Below are 18,677 nucleotides of genomic sequence, written 5' to 3'. Positions count from 1 at the left end.
ATTAAGTTGTTTATAGTTCAAAAAGGCTGTGGGAATACGTTAATTTGTTGCACCATAGCTTTTTTTACATTTAAGTTATTGATTTGATTTCGGATAATCAATTATTTAGGAAGAAGGAAGGAAATATGAGATTTTCAAGAAAAAAAGTTGTAGGTTGTTTAGCTTTAGTGTGTGTGATAATAGCTTGTAAGGCTCAGCTTGCATTTGATTCGGAGGATATTGATGTTAAAAAATCAGAAGAAATAAATCATATTCAGGTTTTAGCCTTCCCTGGAGCGGATGGATATGGGAAAAATACTTCTGGTGGACGTGGCGGGAAGACTTATATTGTCACGACGCTTTCTGATGATGGTCCAGGATCATTGAGAGAAGCTGTGAGAAAAAAAGGGAAACGAACCATTGTTTTTGCTGTAGCGGGTAATATTAAACTCAAATCAGAGCTAAATATTAATAATGGAGACCTCACAATAGCTGGTCAATCTGCACCTGGGGACGGTATTACTATCCAAAATTTCCCTATCAAGATCAAAGCAGACAATGTTATCATAAGATTTATCAGAAGTAGGCTCGGAGACCTTTATGATGTAGAGGATGATGCCATGTCAGCCATTAGAAATAGAGACATTATCATAGATCATTGCTCTTTGAGTTGGGCAACTGACGAGTGTGGATCATTTTATGACAATGAAAACTTCACTTTGCAATGGTCTATTATCTCAGAGAGTTTAAATGAGTCTGTGCATGCCAAAGGTGATCATGGGTATGGTGGTATTTGGGGAGGAATGAAAGCTACCTTTCATCATAACCTGATTTCAAACCATAATAGCAGATTGCCTAGGTTCAATGGTTCAAGATACCATAAGCAACCTGAAAGGGAGATCGTGGACTTTAGAAATAATGTAATCTACAACTGGAAAAGCAATAGTGCTTATGCTGGTGAGGAAGGTAAGCATAATATCGTTGGTAATTATTATAAATATGGCACAGCCACCAAATCGAACAGGTCGAGAATCATAGAACCCTATGCACCATTTGGTAAGTTTTACATCAATGACAATTTTGTGTTTGGTTCGGAGGAAGTGAGTAGAGATAATCGCCTAGGTATTGCTAATGCTGATCCTATAGCCGTTATGGTAGATAGGCCTTTTGATTCTTCTTTAGACAAAGAAGAATCACCTGCCAATGCATTAGCGAACGTAATAAAATATGCTGGTGCAAGTTTGAATAGGGATAAGGTCGATGTCAGATTGCTTGAAGAAGTTGAAAAGGGGGATTCTCATTATGGCAAAAATAGTGATGGGATAATTGATTCTCAAGAAGATGTAGGAGGTTGGCCTATTTTGAATGCTGGTGATGTACCTTTGGATTCAGATAGTGATGGCATTCCAGACTTCTGGGAAAATGAAAATGGACTCAACCCCAATGACCCCAAGGATGGAATAGGGTATACTTTAGACCCTCAATATACCAACTTGGAAATGTATCTTAACAGTCTTGTCAATCATTTGTATCCAAGGGATTGATATTTTAGATATGCTATAAATCTCAGGTTACGCTGATTTTTTCAGTAATTATTCTTAATGAACAAGGATCAATTATTAAAGTCAAATTTATTTAGAATTAATCTAAATAAATTTGACTTTCTCATATTCATCCTGCATCTTTACATCAGCAACAACAATTACCAAGTATTAAGTCCTGGGTTTGGCTGACATAAATAGTGCATTTGGGTTTATTTGCAACTAAATTACATAAGCTAAATTCCAGGCACTATTTTTTAAAAGAGTCAATAAGTATTTATCAACTCTTCCTGCTCAATTTTGATGTTTGCTCTGACGACTCTAGCTTTTTGTTCTAAGAATTGAATTGTCTCATTCAATACATTTTGCCAATCTTTTGACGTGATTTCTGAAGCAATTACATGATCTGCAGATTCTGGAAATGCTATTTTTGATTTTAGCGAGTCAGCAGTATTGATCTGATCAAACATCTCAAGCATTTTGGGCACGGACACTACCATGTCTTGTTCTTGATCATTTTTATAATAGTATCCAAGAAAAAGTGGTTGATGAATACTGGCAAAAGTTCCTTGGTGCATGGTGCTTTTCAGTAAGATGGCAAGACTTTCATAGCCATTTACGTGATAGTTGTCAGACCAGTATTTGGCTTTTTCGCCAGTTCGACTTATCGTTTGGACTCCGTTAGCAAACATGAATTTTTCAGCATAAGTTTTGACCCATGGTTGAAAAAATTGATCTAGCTGGTCACCCCATACAGCAATAGCTGGTGAGTAAAGTACTATGGCCTTGATGTCTGGACGTTCGGCTGCGAGATTTAGTGCCAAAGCACCTCCCATAGATGTACCAATCACGATGACACTGTCTCCAAGGCTCTTACCAATCATAAAAGCTTCTCTAGCACTTTCCATCAATTTGGCGGCACTTAGGTGTTTCATTGCATCATCTCTTTGGATACCGTGCTCAGGTAGCCTTACTAAGAAAAGATTTGATTCAAAATGAGCTGCAATTTCTCTGTTCACAGGATTGCCCTCCATTTCACTGGCGCCAAACCCATGAATATAGATGATACTATACTTTGTCTTTTGTTTATTTGTACTGTCAGCCCAGATTATTTTGGCTTCATTGTTTGGTTTTAGCCCGCTAGTAGTATCCTCTCTATGTTTTATAAAATCTTCCAAAGCAGATAAATCTTCAGTAATCGTAGGGTAAGTGCCATTGAGTCTCTCGATGGACGCTTTTGGACCTACTGCATAAGCTATGACCAAAATAATGGCTATTGCCATGATGAAAGGAATGATTCTTTTTAGCATATTATGTTTAGTTGAATGCTTTTTGATTTGGATGCAAATATAGCGTTTAGTGAATCTTTTATCTTGATGTTTGCTGATTAATAATATTTGTTGGAAAGTTTATATTTTAATTTAATTTTCATAATGTAAATATAGTCAGATATTTACCTATTTTGTTTTACCCTCATGAATAGTAATTGTTAAGTTTTTGTTAGTATTACAAACAAATTAATCATTTTTGTAAACTATTTCAAAAAGGTTCTCGTTAGTAGGAAAGTTTACAAGGTTTTATGGAAAGATTACTTAAGAATATTCGTGTAGATATCAATGAAAAAATCTACATGAAAGATCCATTCAGTTCTGATTTAGGTAGGGAGATAGTCAATAATAGTTTGGACTTAATTCCGGAACTTGGATTAGAACATTTTACTTTTAAGAAACTTGCAGGTAGAGTGGGTTGCACAGAAACGGCTATTTATCGATATTTCGAAAACAAACATAAACTGATGTTGTTTTTGACACTATGGTATTGGGGGTTTTTAGAGCAAAACCTAATTTTGTCTACAATGAACCTCCAAGATCCTATCAAAAGGTTAAATATTGCTATCGAGATTATAGTCAAAGGTCCCATATATAAAGACAATGACTATGTAGACCCAATTTCTTTGAAAAAGTTAATTATAGATGAATCTACCAAAGCCTATATGACCAAAGAAGTGGATGAAGATTATAAGAATGGTTTTTTTAACTTGTACCACAGGTTGGGAGAGCGAATAGCGAGTATCATTTTAGAGATAAACCCAAATTACGAATTTCCCAAAACACTAGTATCCACTGTAATGGAGTCAAGTCTCCTACAGTCCTATTATTCAGAACATATCCCAAACCTCACCGATATACATCCGATGGATAGTAAGCGTGTTGAGTTTTTCCAGCAGTTAGTATTTAAAGCCATAGAAAATGAAAATTGAAGCAGCACTGACACCTCTTAAGCGGTTTCTCAGATTTCTTAAAGAGGAAAAAAGAGACGTCTATGCGATTTATTTCTATGCCATTTTAAATGGTATAGTAGCATTGAGTTTACCTTTGGGTATACAAGCTATATTGAATTTTATCCTCGGTGGTAGGATCAGTACATCATGGATATTGTTGGTAGTAGTGGTAGGGGCAGGGATTTCTTTTGGAGGTTTTTTGCAGATCAGCCAATTGTATTTGACAGAGAAGCTTCAGCAGCGGATATTCACTAAATCAGGCTTCAGCTTTGCATATAGGTTGCCAAGGCTTAAGTTAGATAACCTTCACGACAAGCATGCTCCTGATTTGGTCAATAGGTTCTTTGACGCAGTGAACTTGCAGAAAGGAATGTCAAAAATTTTGATTGACTTTTCTGCCGCATCGATCCAAGTAGTTTTTGGCTTGATTCTATTGGCATTTTACCATCCATTCTTTATCATATTTGGGTTTATATTGATCCTTCTTTTGATCTTGGTGTTTTATTATACCAGTCCTCAAGGTATGGAAACATCACTCAAAGAGTCTACTTCGAAATATAAAGTGGCTTATTGGTTGGAGGAGATTGGTAGAACAATGGCTACTTTTAAGCTAGCTGGAAACTCTAAGCTACCATTTATGAGGGTGGATAAGCTATTGCAGTCCTATGTGGATTTCAGGAACAAGCACTTTTCGGTTTTGATATTTCAATATAAAATCCTCATTGCTTTCAAAGTTCTGATCGTTTGTTCCTTGTTAGTTGCAGGTAGTTTGCTATTGATCAACAATGAAATTAGTATTGGTCAATTTGTAGCAGCTGAAATCATCATCGTTTTGGTGGTGAACTCAGTAGAGAAATTGATTTTGACCCTAGAAACCATTTACGATACTTTGACAGCTACAGAGAAGATAGGTCAAATTATGGATCTTCCCGTAGAAAGGATTGAAGGTACTGATAAGTCGCTTACTGCAGAGTATAGAGGCTTGGAGTTCAGTGTTAAAAACCTGTCATATAGTTCTAGGGATATGCAATCTAACATTCTTGATGATGTCTCTTTTCATTTAGGTACTGGAGAAAAGATTGCATTGACAGGTACCAGTGGAAGTGGGAAGAGCACATTGATGTATCTTATGGCTGGTCTATATGCTGATTATAAAGGGAAAATTCTTGTCAACGGCTTGCCTATAGATACGATGAACTTGGATAAATTCAGGAGTTTTGTGGGAGACAGTTTGACTCACCAGTCGATCTTCCATGGGTCGATTTATGAGAACATTACCTTAGGTAAAGAAGTAGAAGACAGTCAACTCAAAGAGATCATTGAGTTGGTCGGATTGAAAGAATATATTTTTGCACTTCCTGATGACGTAGATACGATATTGATGCCTGAAGGAAAAGGTTTGAGCAAGAAAACGATCAGTAAAATCATCATGGCTAGGTGTCTGGTAGGTTCTCCAAAGGCTTTGATATTGGAGGATTTATTTAGCTATTTTGACAATGACCTTAAGCAAAAGGTAGGAGACTACATTTTGAGTGGAACATGGACTACAGTAATGGTGACAGATGATGTTGAATTGCTGAAAAAGGCACCTCGGATCATTGAGTTGAGCGAAGGTAAGGTTTCATTTGATGGACCAAGTGATGCTTATTTTGAATTTAAAAATCTTTAATCTGCTAAGAAGATGTTAAATATTTCAAGAAATAACGTAGAGAAGATGGTTTCATTTGATGGGTTCAAGAGCTTGATCATGACTGAGCCCTCTAATCAGAGCAGGAAACGAGTTAGAATATTGTTGTGGGTAATGCTTGCAGTGGTATTGATGGTCTTTTTGCCATGGACGCAGAATGTCAGGTCTAATGGTTATGTTACTGCCTTGCGTCCAGATCAAAGGCCGCAGACAGTACATTCGATTATAGCAGGTAGAATTGAGCAGTGGTATGTTTCAGAGGGAGACTATGTCAGTAGAGGTGACACCATTCTAATGATTTCGGAAGTAAAGGATGATTATTTTGATCCCTTGCTTTTGGAAAGGACACAGCTTCAGGTTGATGCGAAGAATATGTCAGCGAAGTCTTATGAGCAAAAAGTAGTTGCTCAGCAAACACAGATAGAGGCTTTAAGGGCCAATAATGTACTTCGTAAGGAACAGGCTACAAACAGGTTAAGGATGGCGGAATTGAAGGTGACTTCAGATAGTATTCGCTTTGAGCAAGCTAAGGTAAATTATGCCATTGGTGAAGAGCAGCTTCAAAGGGCAGAGGTATTGTTGCAAGAGGGACTCAGGTCTTTGACTGATTTTGAAGCTCGAAAATTGAGGTTTCAGGAAGTTCAAGCTGGATTGATTGCAGCTGAGAACACCTTGTTGAGCTCCAGAAATGAGCTAATTGCTGCGCAGATTGAATTGAATGCCATTGATAATGATTTCAAGGATAGGATGGCCAAAGCAGAATCGGATATGTATTCAGCATTGTCTTCACAGTTTGACTCTGAAGCGGCTGCTACCAAGCTTTCTAATCAGTACACCAATTATGAATTCAGAACAGGCTTTAGATACATTTTGGCACCTCAAGATGGTTATGTGACCCAGGCTATTCAAGTTGGTATAGGGGAGACGATTAAGGAAGGAGCAGAGATCATCAGTATCCTTCCAGCAGATGCTCAGCTTGCTGTTGAAATGTATGTAGATCCTGTAGATCTACCCTTGTTGAGACCAGGTAATAAAGTTAGATTTATCTTTGATGGTTGGCCAGCTATTGTTTTCTCGGGATGGCCACAGCTTTCTAATGGTACCTTTGGAGGAAAAGTAAAAGCCATAGATAACTTCACTGGACCAAACAATAGGTACAGGGTGTTAGTGGTAGAAGACCCTGAAGAAGATCCATGGCCTTATGCATTGAAGATTGGGTCTGGTGCTGACGGCATCGCCTTGCTTAACGATGTACCAATATGGTATGAGATATGGAGACAATTGAACGGCTTCCCAGCAGATTACTACACTAGAAAAGAAAAACTCGCAAACCAGAAGAAATAATTGATAAATGGAAACTTGCTTGCTTGATGTAATTTCACAAAATAGAATGATCTCAAAAAGCAAGGATCAGATCAATGAAAGAAGAATTAAAAGACATATGAAGTATTTTGCTGGTATTTGTTTGAGCATTATCCTCCTTGGAACCAATCAGTCAGTGGTAGCACAGGAGATGCTTAGCTATGAACAGTTCTTAGAGTGGGTTAGATTTTATCATCCTGTGGCTAGGCAAGCTGATATCAATTTAAGATTTGGTGATCAAGAGTTGCTTATGGCTAGAGGAGGATTTGATCCTTTACTTTATGGAAACTACGACAACAAGGATTTTAATGGAACGGAATATTACGATAAGCGTGAAGCTGGAATCGTTGTACCTACCATGGCAGGTGTGGAATTAAAAGGAGTCTTTGAGCAAAACTCTGGAACATACCTTAATCCTGAAAGAACTGTTCTTAACAATGGTTTGATTGCCGCAGGAGCTTCTGTGAACTTAGGTCAGGGTTTGTTCATTGACCAAAGAAGGGCTACTTTGAGACAAGCAGAAATCTACAGAGAGTTGACCCAATCAGAAAGGCAACTTTTTCTCAATGATTTATTTGTAGAGACAACAGAAAGCTACTGGGATTGGGCTACTGCCTACCAGAATATGCTTATTTTTGAAGAAAGTGTTGAACTTGCTCAAATTAGACTTGAAGCAGTAAAGGAAAGCTATAGATTGGGCGATCTACCAGCCATTGATACGATTGAAGCATTTACGCAAGTAATGAACAGGACCTACAGGTATCAGTCATCACAGATAGAGTTCATCAATGCAACTCAAGATTTAAGTACCCATCTCTGGGATCAGGATGGAGAACCAATGATACTGGCAGAGACGGTATTCCCTCAGAATGTGCTAGAGCCTATAGAGCTTCCTTATGATGAAATTACTTTGAGGACATTGGTGAATGATCATCCTGTGATAAGGATCACTGATTTTGAACTGGCAAGCTTGGGTGTAGAAAGAAGGTGGCGTGCCGAGCAGCTCAAACCAGTAGTTAAGATTAGCTATAATTTTTTGACCGAATCTGTTGGGCAATTTAATGAATCACAATTCTTTGAAAACAATTACAAATGGGGATTTACCATCTCCACACCATTATTTCTTAGAAGAGAAAGGGGAGGACTTGGGTTGACAAAGGCTAAGATTGATTTTAAGCAAAATGATAGGGACCTTAAATTTGTTCAGCTTCAAGCCAAGCTTGAAGCTGAAATCAATGGTTTCCAGATTTTAGGTGAGCAGCTGAATGTATTCAATGCTAATATTGTGGGCTTGGAGCGTCTACTCGAAGGTGAGCAAACCAGGTTTAGGATTGGTGAAAGTTCTCTTTTTCTAATCAATGCCCGTGAAGTCAGTGTGCTTGACGGAAGGCTAACCTTGAATGACCTTGCAGCCAAGCGTAAAATAGCCTATGCTAAGATGCTCAATGCCGCTGGTATTGGGTTCATAGAATAAGAAATTATGAAAATCCGTTTCAACAGGAATTGAAATTATATGATGTAGTTCTAAAGTACTTTTTTACTTCTAGGGTTTTTTAATTTCGAAAGCTCTATTGTTATTAAGCCTAGCACTTTGGAAAATCAAAAATGCCTTCTTTTCTATATGTGTTTTTCAATACCTATAAAAAGAAAGGCATTACAAGTTTTTAAGATTTACTTATTACCTAAAATCCGCAGACCGTTCAGGTTTTTATTGACTTCCAATCACTTGTTAGAAATGATCGAGTGAAACCTGGAAGATTCTATTGTCACTATAAATCAATCAAATACAACATTATCTTGCGGATTTGGTATTGCTAATCAAATTTACATTTATAAGCTTTGATAATATGCAACTACAGCATCATGATCATTGAGGTCAATGTCTGGTAATGTGGCTCTGCCTCCAGGGTTGTTTACCAAAGGTAACTTCAAAAATCTTAAGGTATAGGTTTCTCCAGGTCCAGAGTATCTATTTATTCTCACACTTATTGCTGTGCCTATTCTTAGCCACCAGAACCTGTACATTGAATTTGCAGAACTCCCAGGACCGGGGATTGGATAAGTTACACCAACTGAAGAATCTATCAAAAATGCTAGAAAAGTAACATCATTGATTTGAGAACCTATATTGGGAATGTCAATAAACCGGTTTGAATTAGAAGCAAAGTTGTGTGCTGGATAATCATAAATCTCAAAATTTATTCCACCAGGAACTCCCTGTTGTCCTTGTGGACCAGTAGGGCCTTGTGGTCCTTGTGCCCCAGCAGGGCCTTGTGAACCTTGCGCCCCAGCAGGCCCTTGCAATCCCTGTTCACCTTGTGGACCTTGGTCTCCTTGAGGACCTTCTGGTCCCTGACAACCAATGAATATGCTAAAGCATAAAATCATCAGAATTAAGTAGTTTTTTTTCATATTCTTGAAAATTTAGTGTTGTTGAAAAAATTTAAATTTCATAAAATTAAATAATGTCCATGAATTTTCATATATGTTTCTAATAACTAGGTTGTTATCTGTCCAAAACCACTTTTTCCTTCCTCGGATATTTGACTTCGTATGCAAACTCAATGACTTTCTGTTCACCAGGTTTTAAGTTCAATACCCAGTCGATAATTCCAGTCTCTTTGTTCACATTGCCATTCGATGATCTTAATAGATTTACACTGATATCACTTACTATAGATATGGGATATTGATCGAGTATTTTTAAATTAATTTCAGATGATTTATTATTTTTAATGGTGATTTTGTAGGCTCTTGATTCAGTGTAATTTGATCCAATGAGTCGCTTTGTTGCGTTTTGATCTATTTTTTCTCTCTCGATTATAATACTTCTATCTCGGCCCAAGGAGATAGGCAAAGTATCCTTCAAGCTCTCCGCTTCTAATATAGATCTTCCAATGTAAGTGTCTTCAAAATACAAATTTGCTTCTCCTTGTAAGAGATTGTACTTTTCCCAATTAACCAACTCGGCCATTAGAAAAGCATCCTTTTCCTTTTTCGGGATTGCAAAATATTCATAAGTTGATTCAAGCTCATATTTTTTCAGATCAACCAGTAATTTATCGCTATTGGATAAAATCGTGTATGGTTTGTCTACAGCAATTTCTACGGTAGTTTGATTTTCAATGGAAGTTGTTTCAAGTTCTAATGATTCACTTATAATGGGTTTCGAAGAATTTGAATTTCTGATTTGCAAACTAGGAGTTTTGAATTGTCTTCCTCCATTTCCAACTAACACTACTTCATCGAGCGACTGGATATCTTCTTCCATAATTACATTAATAAGATCGCTGGAAATAATCAATTCTTTGCTTCTGTAACCAATAAACGAATAGACTAGCCTGTGAGCAGATGAAGGTAATGTAAGGCTATATCGACCATTGCTATCTGACGAAGTTCCTATAGCTGATCCTTTTACACTAATGTTTACACCAGGGATTCCCATTCCATCACTATCAGTGACAGTACCACTCACAGAACCAATATTCCTGACGCCATTTTGATCAAAGGTCGTCAGTCTTGCGTAGGTGAGATCCCATTTTTTCAAATCAGGCACTACACCACTCTTTTGTGGGTTAGCATTGGAAAATTTAAGTTTCACATTGTTCCAGTCATTTCCTGTATTTTGCCATACTTCAGCTTTGTAATTTAATTGGAGAGGTTTTGAAATGTCTTTGGCTCTAATGTCGTATTTTGGAAACCAGCCAGCATTACTAACCAAATAGGAAATGGACAACTCTCCTGACACCTGTTTGTCAGTACTTACTTTGATAATGATATCATTTACAGGAGTGATTGGTTTATTTGCATTTTCGTTCAATTGCTTCTCTAGTCTTTGGATTTTTTCTCTGGTTGCATTTGATTTTTGCCTATTGGCGATTTCATCATTTTTAATGCTCGTAATTTCTTTTTCGAAAAAATCCAAGGCTTGTTTTAATTGAACCATACTTAAACCATTGTTTTGTCCTCCAAGATTTTTGTTGGTGTTCAAAACTGTCATTTTTTCCCTCAACACTTCGGCTTGCGCTTCTAATTTTTGAAGTGAAATCTTCTCTTCATTGAGAATGGACGAGAGGCTGTCAATTGAGCTATTTATCTTTTCTTCTAAAAAATTAGACATTACATTGACAGAGAGTATGGTAAACTCACCATATCCTTTCACTTGAATGCTTTTACTATCAATGTAGGGGGACTTTCCTCGAATCGTCAAAACTGTTTCCCCAGAATTAAGGCTAAAGCTGCTACTTTCTGATATTTGAGCACCATTTTGAAATACTGTTACTTCTTTGATTTCAGATTTGATTGATTTTTCTGAAGGTATTGCCAATATGTTTGCTAAAAGGCTAAATGTTAAAAGTAAGTATTTTACCATGATGAGGAAGGTTTTATTTGAATTTGATCTTAAATCTACTAAAAAATTCATCTAAATAAATAAAAAGGAGCAGTGAATAATACTGCTCCTTTTGATAAAATTATTGAATTTAGCTATTCGATTAAACTCCTAATTCCCAGCCATCTCTGTAAGTTCTTTTTACAAACTGGTTTGCAGCTTCAAAGTTGGTGACTTTCATGTTATCTCCATCCCAAAGTAACTTGATTCCTCTTCCAGGATAGTCGTATCCATTACCTTCTGTTTTTGGAACCCTGTAATCATAACTTCTGATCGCCAAGTTACCCATCAAAACTGATTCTGTCAATGGACCTGCTATGGAGAATGGCGAGCTTAATTGTTTGAACTCTTGACTTCCATGCCCTGCAATACACGCATCTACCCAGTTGTTATAATGTCCTGACTCTCCATTAGGCACTCTATAAAGTGTTTCAGCTACATTTTCCTCGCTAGTTCTTGAGGTAGGTAATAACTTAGGATCTCTTCCATATGTGCTACACATCATCTTGCCTTTTGTACCTTCTATGATCACACCATTACCACCATCTCCCATCATCTCATTGGCTCCCAATTCCTCAGGCCTTGTCGGCTGAATTCCACCATCCATCCAGTGGAACTCTAAGTCCTCCTTGGCATCTCTTTTGAATCGTAAGGTGATGTGAGAAGAAGGAGGGCAGCTTTCTGGGAAATATCCTCTTTGAAACTCTCCGACATATACTGAACCTACGCTACATTCGGCAGATTCAGGATATCCTAGTTCCAATACCCTGAAAGGTGCTTCCATGATATGGCATGCCATATCTCCAAGTGCTCCAGTTCCATAATCCCACCAACCTCTCCAGTTGAATGGGATCAAATTGGCTACATAAGGTTTTTCTGGTGCAGTACCAAGCCAAAGATCCCAGTCCAGATCTTCAGGGGGTGTTGCTGGCTGATTTGGCCATGCAAGACCTTGAGGCCACACCGGTCGGTCAGTCCAGCACTGTACTTTTGTAGCTTCACCAATTAGTCCAGCTTTGTACCATTCCATCATTTTCCTCACGCCATCACCTGAAGATCCTTGGTTTCCCATTTGTGTTACTACTTTGTACTTTTCAGCTGCTTGAGTTAAAGCTCTAGCTTCATAAATATCATGCGATAATGGTTTTTGAACATATACATGCTTGCCAAGTTGCATGGCAGCCATCGCTTGGATAGCATGCATGTGGTCAGGGGTAGATATGGTAACTGCATCTATGTTTTTATGCTCTTTTTCAAGCATTATTCTGTAATCTTTGTAGTATTTTGCTTTTGGGTGATCAGCTACACTACGAGCGGCTCTACTATCATCTACATCACATAAGGAAACGAAATCTACTTTTCCAGAATTGAATACACCTCTGACATCTCCACCTCCCATTCCACCTACACCGATTCCAGCTACTCTTAGCCTGTCAGATGGTGCCACAAATCCTGGCCCTCCTAATACATGTCTAGGAACGAAATAGAATCCTGCTAGTGCTGTAGCTGATGATTTGATAAAATTCCGCCTTGAATTTTGATCTTGAGTTTTACTGTTTTTTTTCATTTTTATTAATAGGTTAAGCAATAGATTGAATTCCAAGATATATATTTTTCGGTAAATATTCTATAACTATTCTTTATGATTGCAAAAACAAAAAAATCGTTATAATATGGTCTTTCATTTCAGAAAAATAATGGGAGATTTAATCGTTAAATTTAGTAATTGGATATGGGATACTCCCATGTTGGTGTTGTTGATGGGTGGGGGATTTATATTGTTTGTTTACTCGGGGTTTTTACCTTTTAGGAAATTAGGTCATGCGATCAAGCTGGTTCAAGGAAAGTATGATGATCAAAATATGCCCGGTCAGATTTCATCAAGACAAGCTTTATCAGCAGCCATAGCCGCTACTGTTGGTTTAGGGAATATCAGTGGAGTGGCTATCGCTATCAATATGGGAGGCCCAGGTGCTATATTTTGGATGTGGATGTCGGCATTTGTGGGCATGGCTACCAAATATTTTTCCTGTAGTCTCGCCATAATGTATCGAGGCAAGGATTCCAATGGAGAGATCCAAGGTGGTCCAATGTATGTGATTGAAGAGGGTATGGGCAAAAAGTGGAAACCACTAGCCGTATTGTTTTCCGTTGCTGGTGTATTAGGATTATTGTCAATTTTTCAAGCCAATCAATTGACCACAGTGATCAGATCAGTCCTTTTGGAACCCAACAATCTAGATAATGGCGAAACTACCAAATGGATTTTAGGAATTGCCATGATGATTATTGTGGCAGGAGTCATATTGGGAGGGATCAAACGCATTGCATTGGTAGCTTCTAGACTTGTGCCATTTATGGTTGGCTTATATTTTATCACAGTGATTATTATTTTGATCCAATACATTGGCAATGTGCCAGATATGCTTAGCTTGATCATAACTGATGCTTTCACAGGTGAGTCTGTATTAGGTGGTGCTGTAGGTGCAGTGATTGTGATTGGGGCTAGAAGAGCTGCTTTTTCCAATGAGGCTGGCATAGGCACTGCGCCGATGGTACACGGAGCATCCAAAAATAATGAACCAGTTAGAGAAGGTCTGATTGCCATGCTTGGACCATTTATAGATACTGTTGTGGTGTGTACGCTTACTGCTTTGGTGATTTTACTTACAGGTGTATGGGAAAGCACGGAAAATGATGGGGTTAGGCTTACACTTTCAGCATTTGAGATGGCTCTTCCCGGTTTTGGAAAATACTTACTTATGATTGCCGTATTGGTGTTTGCATTATCCACGATGTTTACTTACTCTTATTATGGGCACAAATGTTTCAATTACTTGTTTGGTGCAAAAAAGGCTGATTATTACAACTATTTTTATCTAATTACAATTGTAGCTGGTGCAGTGGTCTCTTTAGAAGTTGTAGTTAGTTTTATTGATGGTATGTACGCTATCATGGCGATACCTACCATGATATCTACCATATACCTTGCGCCAAAAGTGAAGGCTGCAACGAAGGATTATTTTAATAGAATGGCTAACAAATCTTGATGAAAATCCTAATTGCCCCAAATGCATTTAAAGGTACTATTTCGGCAAATAGAGCATGCGAAGTAATCGAGTCAGTGCTTGATGAATTGATGCCATCAGCAAAGTTGATTTCATGTCCAATCGCAGATGGTGGCGATGGCACTTGCGAGCTTCTAGGTAAATATTTGAGTTTAGAAAAAGTCAACATGATGGTCCTAGATGCCTTGGGTAGATCTAAATTGAGTTTTTTTTATTGGGATGGTGAAAAGGAGCGAGCATACATTGATGTATCTTCTGCTACCGGAATAAGTGGCCTATCAATCAATCAAAGAGATCCTTTTGTAGCAAGTACATATGGCACTGGAATGCTGATTAGCAAAGCTATTGAATATGGAGCAAATGAAATTGTATTGGGATTAGGTGGCTCGGCAAGTATAGATTTAGGTTTGGGCATTCTTGACGCATTAGGTTTTACTTTCTTAGATGGATATGGTCGTGAGTTGGTGCCTTTTTCTGATATTTCCCTAAGCCAGATCTGCCATATCCAAAGGCCAGTTTATAAATACAATGTTTCCTTTACTTTTTTATGTGATGTAGATCATCATTTTTTTGGTGAAGCTGGAGGGCTTTACACTTTTGGGCCACAAAAAGGACTTTACGAAAATGATTTTTTGATAAAAGAAAAGCACTGTAAAAATGCACTTGCTCAACTTTCTAAGAAGGCACATCAGCAAATACATGATCAATCAGGTTTTGGTGCAGCTGGTGGTGTTGCCTATGGGTTGAGCTTTTTTTTTCCTGTTAACATACAGCCAGGTGCTTCTTGGTTTTTTAAAAAAGTAAGCCTGGAGGAGAAAATCATGGATGTAGACCTTGTGATCACAGGTGAAGGACGATATGATGCCCAATCTTCAGGAGGTAAAGGGAGTTTTGAATTGGTTTTGCTAGCTAAAAAGCACAAAAAGAAAACCATCTTGATCACCTCTGGTGTAGAAGGAATTCAAGATGGTTTTGATGATTTGATTAGGCTGCCACCCATCAACTTTCAGGCTTTGAATTTTCAAGACATTGCAATACAAAATCTCGAAAATTCACTTCGATTATACTTCGAGTAAGTTACTTTTAATTTTACTTTCCAATTAAGGTGCTTAATTGATCTTCATTTAAGCTTTCAATTTGTTTACCAAATCGGGTTTTTCTTTCTAAGGATGTCTCAATCATGATTCTGCCTTCGACATTTCCTTTAATTCTTCCACCATTGAGATTGCCTTTGATTGCGCTGATAGCTGTTTGCAATAGGGGATCTCTAGTGTCTCCAAACTCTCTCCAAGGGAAAAAGTCGAATTCATCCACTTCTATTGTAGGGGTGAAACCTGTACTATAATCTGATTGATCTAGGCTATTGAAACTTTTTGAAATAATAGGTAAAAGTCCATAAGTATTTTCTGCATTATCTTCATCTTCAAATGCAACAGAACCTACATTTTTACCATTTGTAGTTTCACCTACCAGTACAATATCTAAATATGGTCTCAAGCCATTGATAATTAGCTCACTAGCAGAAGCTGTTCTGCCACTTGTTAATATGTATATTTTTCCATCTACAAGTTGATTACCTATGTTTTGATCTTTTTTAGTAAATCTAGATTGAACATTTTGGAAATCACTAAACCTAGAAAGGAAACTATTGAATCTTGTTTTTGAAAAGATTAAATCTGAGCTAAAATTCGGTACAATCAAACTTGCTAAACTATTGGCACTGGATACATAGCCACCACCGTTGTATCGCAAGTCCAGAATGAGTTGATTAACATTTTCAGCTTTAAAATCAGCAAAAACAGCTTCCATTTCTTCGTCATATCGTCTATCTGGAATACCTGTCTCCTGATCTAGTTTACCAGGAGCAAAAAAGTGATATACTATATAGCCAATTTTATGATTTCCATCTGTAATTATTGAATGGTAGAAGTTTGGATTCTCTTCCAATTCTACTGCATTTACAGAAACCGTTTCTGGAGCTCCAAACAAGTCATTTTCTTCATTGTATTTTCTTAATGTGACAGTATGAGCTTCACTTCTTCCCCTTAGTACTGTTTGATAGTTGGAAAGCGTCATCGTGGTGCCATTGATTTGTGTTATCAAATCTCCTCTTTGAATATTGGTTGATTTGGCGGGGCTATCTTTCTTGACATACAATACCAATGCTATCACATTGTTATTTGAGCTACTTTCTCTCAATAGTGCAATTTCATAACCTGATTCGGTAGATACCCCTGAAAGGTTATTGATCAATTCCTGATAATTTGGATAAATGATTGAAAACCGATCTGTTGGTGTATTTAGAAATGCCTCAAAGTAATCTTCTGGATCAGATGTGTTGGCAATTGGAGGGTTCATTTCTTCCAACCAGTAGTAGTAAGTTTCCATAATCTCTTTGATCCAGAGATTAGTTAGAATTCTTTGAGAATTTCCAGCATTGTCATCTTCGTTTTCTTCTATAGGCTCTATTTCTTCCTTATCTTTACAAGCGCTTGTAAAAGCAAGATTAGCTACGATAGAAAACAGTAAAAGCAGATACTTAAAGTTCGAACAATTTTTCATAATCATCATTTTTGGTGTTCCAAATTAATGATTTTATGCTCAATTCAAAAATTTTTAAAAAGAAGTATTGATAGAGATATCTGCTGTTTTACTATCAAGCAATTGTCCTTTTTCGCATTTCAATACCCGATATGGATATTTTCTTAGGAGGTCGTGGTTGTGTGTTGCCATGAGAATAGCTGTTCCTTGTTTGTTGATCTCTTGAAAAAGTTTGAAAACTCCATCAGCGACGTCAGGGTCGAGATTTCCTGTAGGCTCATCAGCCAATAGAATGTCAGGGCTATTGATAAGTGCTCTCGCAATTACTACACGCTGTTGCTCTCCTCCTGAAAGTTGGTGTGGCATTTTGGTAGCAGCATCTGCCAAACCTACTAGCATAAGGACTTCTGCCATTCTACTTTTCATTTTCCCTTTATCTTTCCAACCTGTCGCTTTCATGACAAAAAATATGTTCTCAGCTACAGAACGATCTGGGAAAAGTTGAAAATCTTGAAACACTATTCCCAACTTTCTTCTTAAGAATGGAATATCTTTATTTCTTATTTTTCCTAAATCAAAACCAACAACTTCTACATTTCCCATACGAAGTGGGAGGTCTGCGTACAAGGTTCTTAAAAGAGAGCTTTTTCCACTTCCTGTTCTTCCTATCAAGAACACAAATTCTTTCTTTTGTATGTTAAAATTCACATTGGTAAGGACGGCATCTAGACCTTGGAATATCCCTGCCTGGCGTACATCGATGATTGGTTCTGTTTTGAAATCCATGATTATAATTCCAGTTTTTGTAATTTACCAAAAGGCAACTCTTTAATGAGTTTTTCCATTTCCTCTTCTTTTCCTTCAAGGCCAAATTTTTCAATGTTTTTCATCGGTCTATCAGCTCTAAAATAGGCGACAAGAACAAAATTCTCATCTCGGATCTGAATGTAATCTGGTATTTTTGCTTTGCCTTTTACTTTGATAATGTACATGGGAAACAATGTATATGGATAATAAATTTTACTCATGGAATACCAGATTTAGTAGCAAATTGTTTCAAATCTACTTCGATTTTGGTATCCCATGAGCAATATAGGAATTACTTCCCAGCAGCTTTGGCATGGTCAGCCAAGAACTGTGCAAGTCCAGAATCTGTCAAAGGGTGCTTCAAAAGTCCAGTGATCACTTTCAATGGGCAAGTAACTACATCAGCACCGATTTCAGCACATTTGATCAGGTGCATGGTGTGTCTTACAGATGCAGCAAGTACTTCTGTAGCAAATCCATAAGTATGATAAATATGGACGATCTGCTCGATCAATTCAAGACCATCATAAGAGATATCATCTAACCTTCCGATGAATGGAGAAAGGTAAGTTGCACCAGCTTTTGCTGCCAAAATAGCTTGTCCCGAAGAGAATACTAGTGTACAGTTTGTTCTGATGCCTTCAGAATGGAAATACTTAATAGCTTTAACCCCATCTTTAATCATTGGGATTTTTACTACAATTTTATCATCAATTTTTGCAAGTTCTTTCCCTTCTCTGATCATTCCATCAAAGTCTGTAGAAATTACTTCTGCACTCACTTTATCATCTACAATGTCGCAGATTGCTTTGTAATGAGCCCTCACATTGCTGTCTCCACTGATGCCTTCTTTGGCCATTAGAGAAGGATTGGTAGTCACACCATCCAATACACCTAGATCATAGGCTTCTTTGATTTCAGCTAAATTAGCTGTGTCAATAAAGAATTTCATTGTTATTAGGTTTAAAGATTGTTTTAGATGCAACAAAGTTAAAGGAATATCTAATAATTGGAAGGTAAG

Annotated in this window: 15 protein-coding genes; 7 read left to right on the top strand and 8 right to left on the bottom strand. The window is 37.5% G+C overall.

Translation table 11 applies throughout. The annotated features are described in order from the left end of the window. Positions 1–173: 173 nt before the first annotated feature. Complete coding sequence (locus MM239_RS03245; RefSeq protein ID WP_241346560.1) at positions 174–1,523, top strand: pectate lyase family protein; 1,350 nt, start codon at positions 174–176, stop codon at positions 1,521–1,523. A gap of 263 nt (positions 1,524–1,786) precedes the next feature. Here MM239_RS03245 and MM239_RS03240 read toward each other — a convergent pair whose 3' ends face one another. After that, positions 1,787–2,830, bottom strand: a complete 1,044-nt coding sequence (locus MM239_RS03240) for an alpha/beta hydrolase (protein ID WP_241346559.1) — start codon at positions 2,828–2,830, stop codon at positions 1,787–1,789. 269 nt (positions 2,831–3,099) lie between these two features. Here MM239_RS03240 and MM239_RS03235 point away from each other — a divergent pair, with 269 nt between their 5' ends. The 4 genes from MM239_RS03235 to MM239_RS03220 are packed head-to-tail and all read left to right on the top strand — an operon-like array spanning position 3,100 to position 8,324. Continuing rightward, a complete protein-coding gene (locus MM239_RS03235) occupies positions 3,100–3,780 on the top strand; it encodes a TetR/AcrR family transcriptional regulator (protein ID WP_241346558.1) in 681 nt (226 codons plus the stop codon). Next, positions 3,770–5,470: a peptidase domain-containing ABC transporter gene (locus MM239_RS03230; RefSeq protein WP_241346556.1), complete on the top strand. Its 1,701-nt coding sequence runs from the start codon at positions 3,770–3,772 to the stop codon at positions 5,468–5,470. Before MM239_RS03235 ends, MM239_RS03230 begins: the two co-directional genes overlap by 11 nt. A 12-nt stretch (positions 5,471–5,482) precedes the next feature. Further along, positions 5,483–6,832, top strand: coding sequence for an HlyD family secretion protein (locus tag MM239_RS03225; RefSeq protein WP_241346554.1), 1,350 nt, complete (start codon positions 5,483–5,485; stop codon positions 6,830–6,832). Positions 6,833–6,839: 7 nt separating this feature from the next. After that, the gene (locus MM239_RS03220; protein ID WP_241346552.1) at positions 6,840–8,324 is read left to right on the top strand and encodes a TolC family protein; all 1,485 of its coding nucleotides are present in this window, start codon (positions 6,840–6,842) and stop codon (positions 8,322–8,324) included. A gap of 356 nt (positions 8,325–8,680) precedes the next feature. Here MM239_RS03220 and MM239_RS20950 read toward each other — a convergent pair whose 3' ends face one another. From MM239_RS20950 to MM239_RS03205, 3 genes are all read right to left on the bottom strand, one after another. Beyond that, positions 8,681–9,262: a collagen-like protein gene (locus MM239_RS20950; protein WP_262918418.1), complete on the bottom strand. Its 582-nt coding sequence runs from the start codon at positions 9,260–9,262 to the stop codon at positions 8,681–8,683. A 94-nt stretch (positions 9,263–9,356) separates the two neighbouring features. Beyond that, positions 9,357–11,222 carry a mucoidy inhibitor MuiA family protein gene (locus tag MM239_RS03210; RefSeq protein WP_241346550.1) on the bottom strand — a complete coding sequence of 622 codons (1,866 nt, stop codon included), beginning with the start codon at positions 11,220–11,222 and terminating at the stop codon, positions 9,357–9,359. A gap of 121 nt (positions 11,223–11,343) precedes the next feature. After that, positions 11,344–12,807, bottom strand: a complete 1,464-nt coding sequence (locus tag MM239_RS03205; protein ID WP_241346548.1) for a Gfo/Idh/MocA family protein — start codon at positions 12,805–12,807, stop codon at positions 11,344–11,346. 130 nt (positions 12,808–12,937) lie between these two features. On the opposite strand from MM239_RS03205, the gene MM239_RS03200 reads away from it, so the two are divergent. Continuing rightward, entirely contained in the window at positions 12,938–14,290 is a 1,353-nt protein-coding gene (locus MM239_RS03200) for an alanine/glycine:cation symporter family protein (protein WP_241346545.1), read from the top strand. Further along, positions 14,290–15,384, top strand: a complete 1,095-nt coding sequence (locus MM239_RS03195) for a glycerate kinase family protein (protein ID WP_241346544.1) — start codon at positions 14,290–14,292, stop codon at positions 15,382–15,384. The genes MM239_RS03200 and MM239_RS03195 overlap by 1 nt, the downstream gene beginning before the upstream one ends. Positions 15,385–15,397: 13 nt before the next feature. On the opposite strand, the gene MM239_RS03190 is transcribed toward MM239_RS03195, so the two are convergent. From MM239_RS03190 to fsa, 4 genes are all read right to left on the bottom strand, one after another. Further along, positions 15,398–16,870 carry a S41 family peptidase gene (locus tag MM239_RS03190; RefSeq protein WP_241346542.1) on the bottom strand — a complete coding sequence of 491 codons (1,473 nt, stop codon included), beginning with the start codon at positions 16,868–16,870 and terminating at the stop codon, positions 15,398–15,400. Positions 16,871–16,924: 54 nt separating this feature from the next. Next, positions 16,925–17,635 (bottom strand): cell division ATP-binding protein FtsE, encoded by a 711-nt coding sequence (locus MM239_RS03185; protein WP_241346540.1) that lies wholly within the window; start codon positions 17,633–17,635, stop codon positions 16,925–16,927. A gap of 2 nt (positions 17,636–17,637) precedes the next feature. Then, complete coding sequence (locus tag MM239_RS03180; RefSeq protein WP_241296334.1) at positions 17,638–17,841, bottom strand: fructose-6-phosphate aldolase; 204 nt, start codon at positions 17,839–17,841, stop codon at positions 17,638–17,640. Positions 17,842–17,948: 107 nt separating this feature from the next. Beyond that, positions 17,949–18,608: a fructose-6-phosphate aldolase gene (fsa, locus tag MM239_RS03175; RefSeq protein WP_241296332.1), complete on the bottom strand. Its 660-nt coding sequence runs from the start codon at positions 18,606–18,608 to the stop codon at positions 17,949–17,951. Positions 18,609–18,677 lie beyond the last annotated feature (69 nt).

This window comes from Belliella filtrata (assembly GCF_022549775.1).
GTDB lineage: Bacteria > Bacteroidota > Bacteroidia > Cytophagales > Cyclobacteriaceae > Belliella > Belliella filtrata.
Note: the sequence above shows the minus strand (reverse complement) of the source record. Positions and strands in the feature narration are given on the sequence as shown.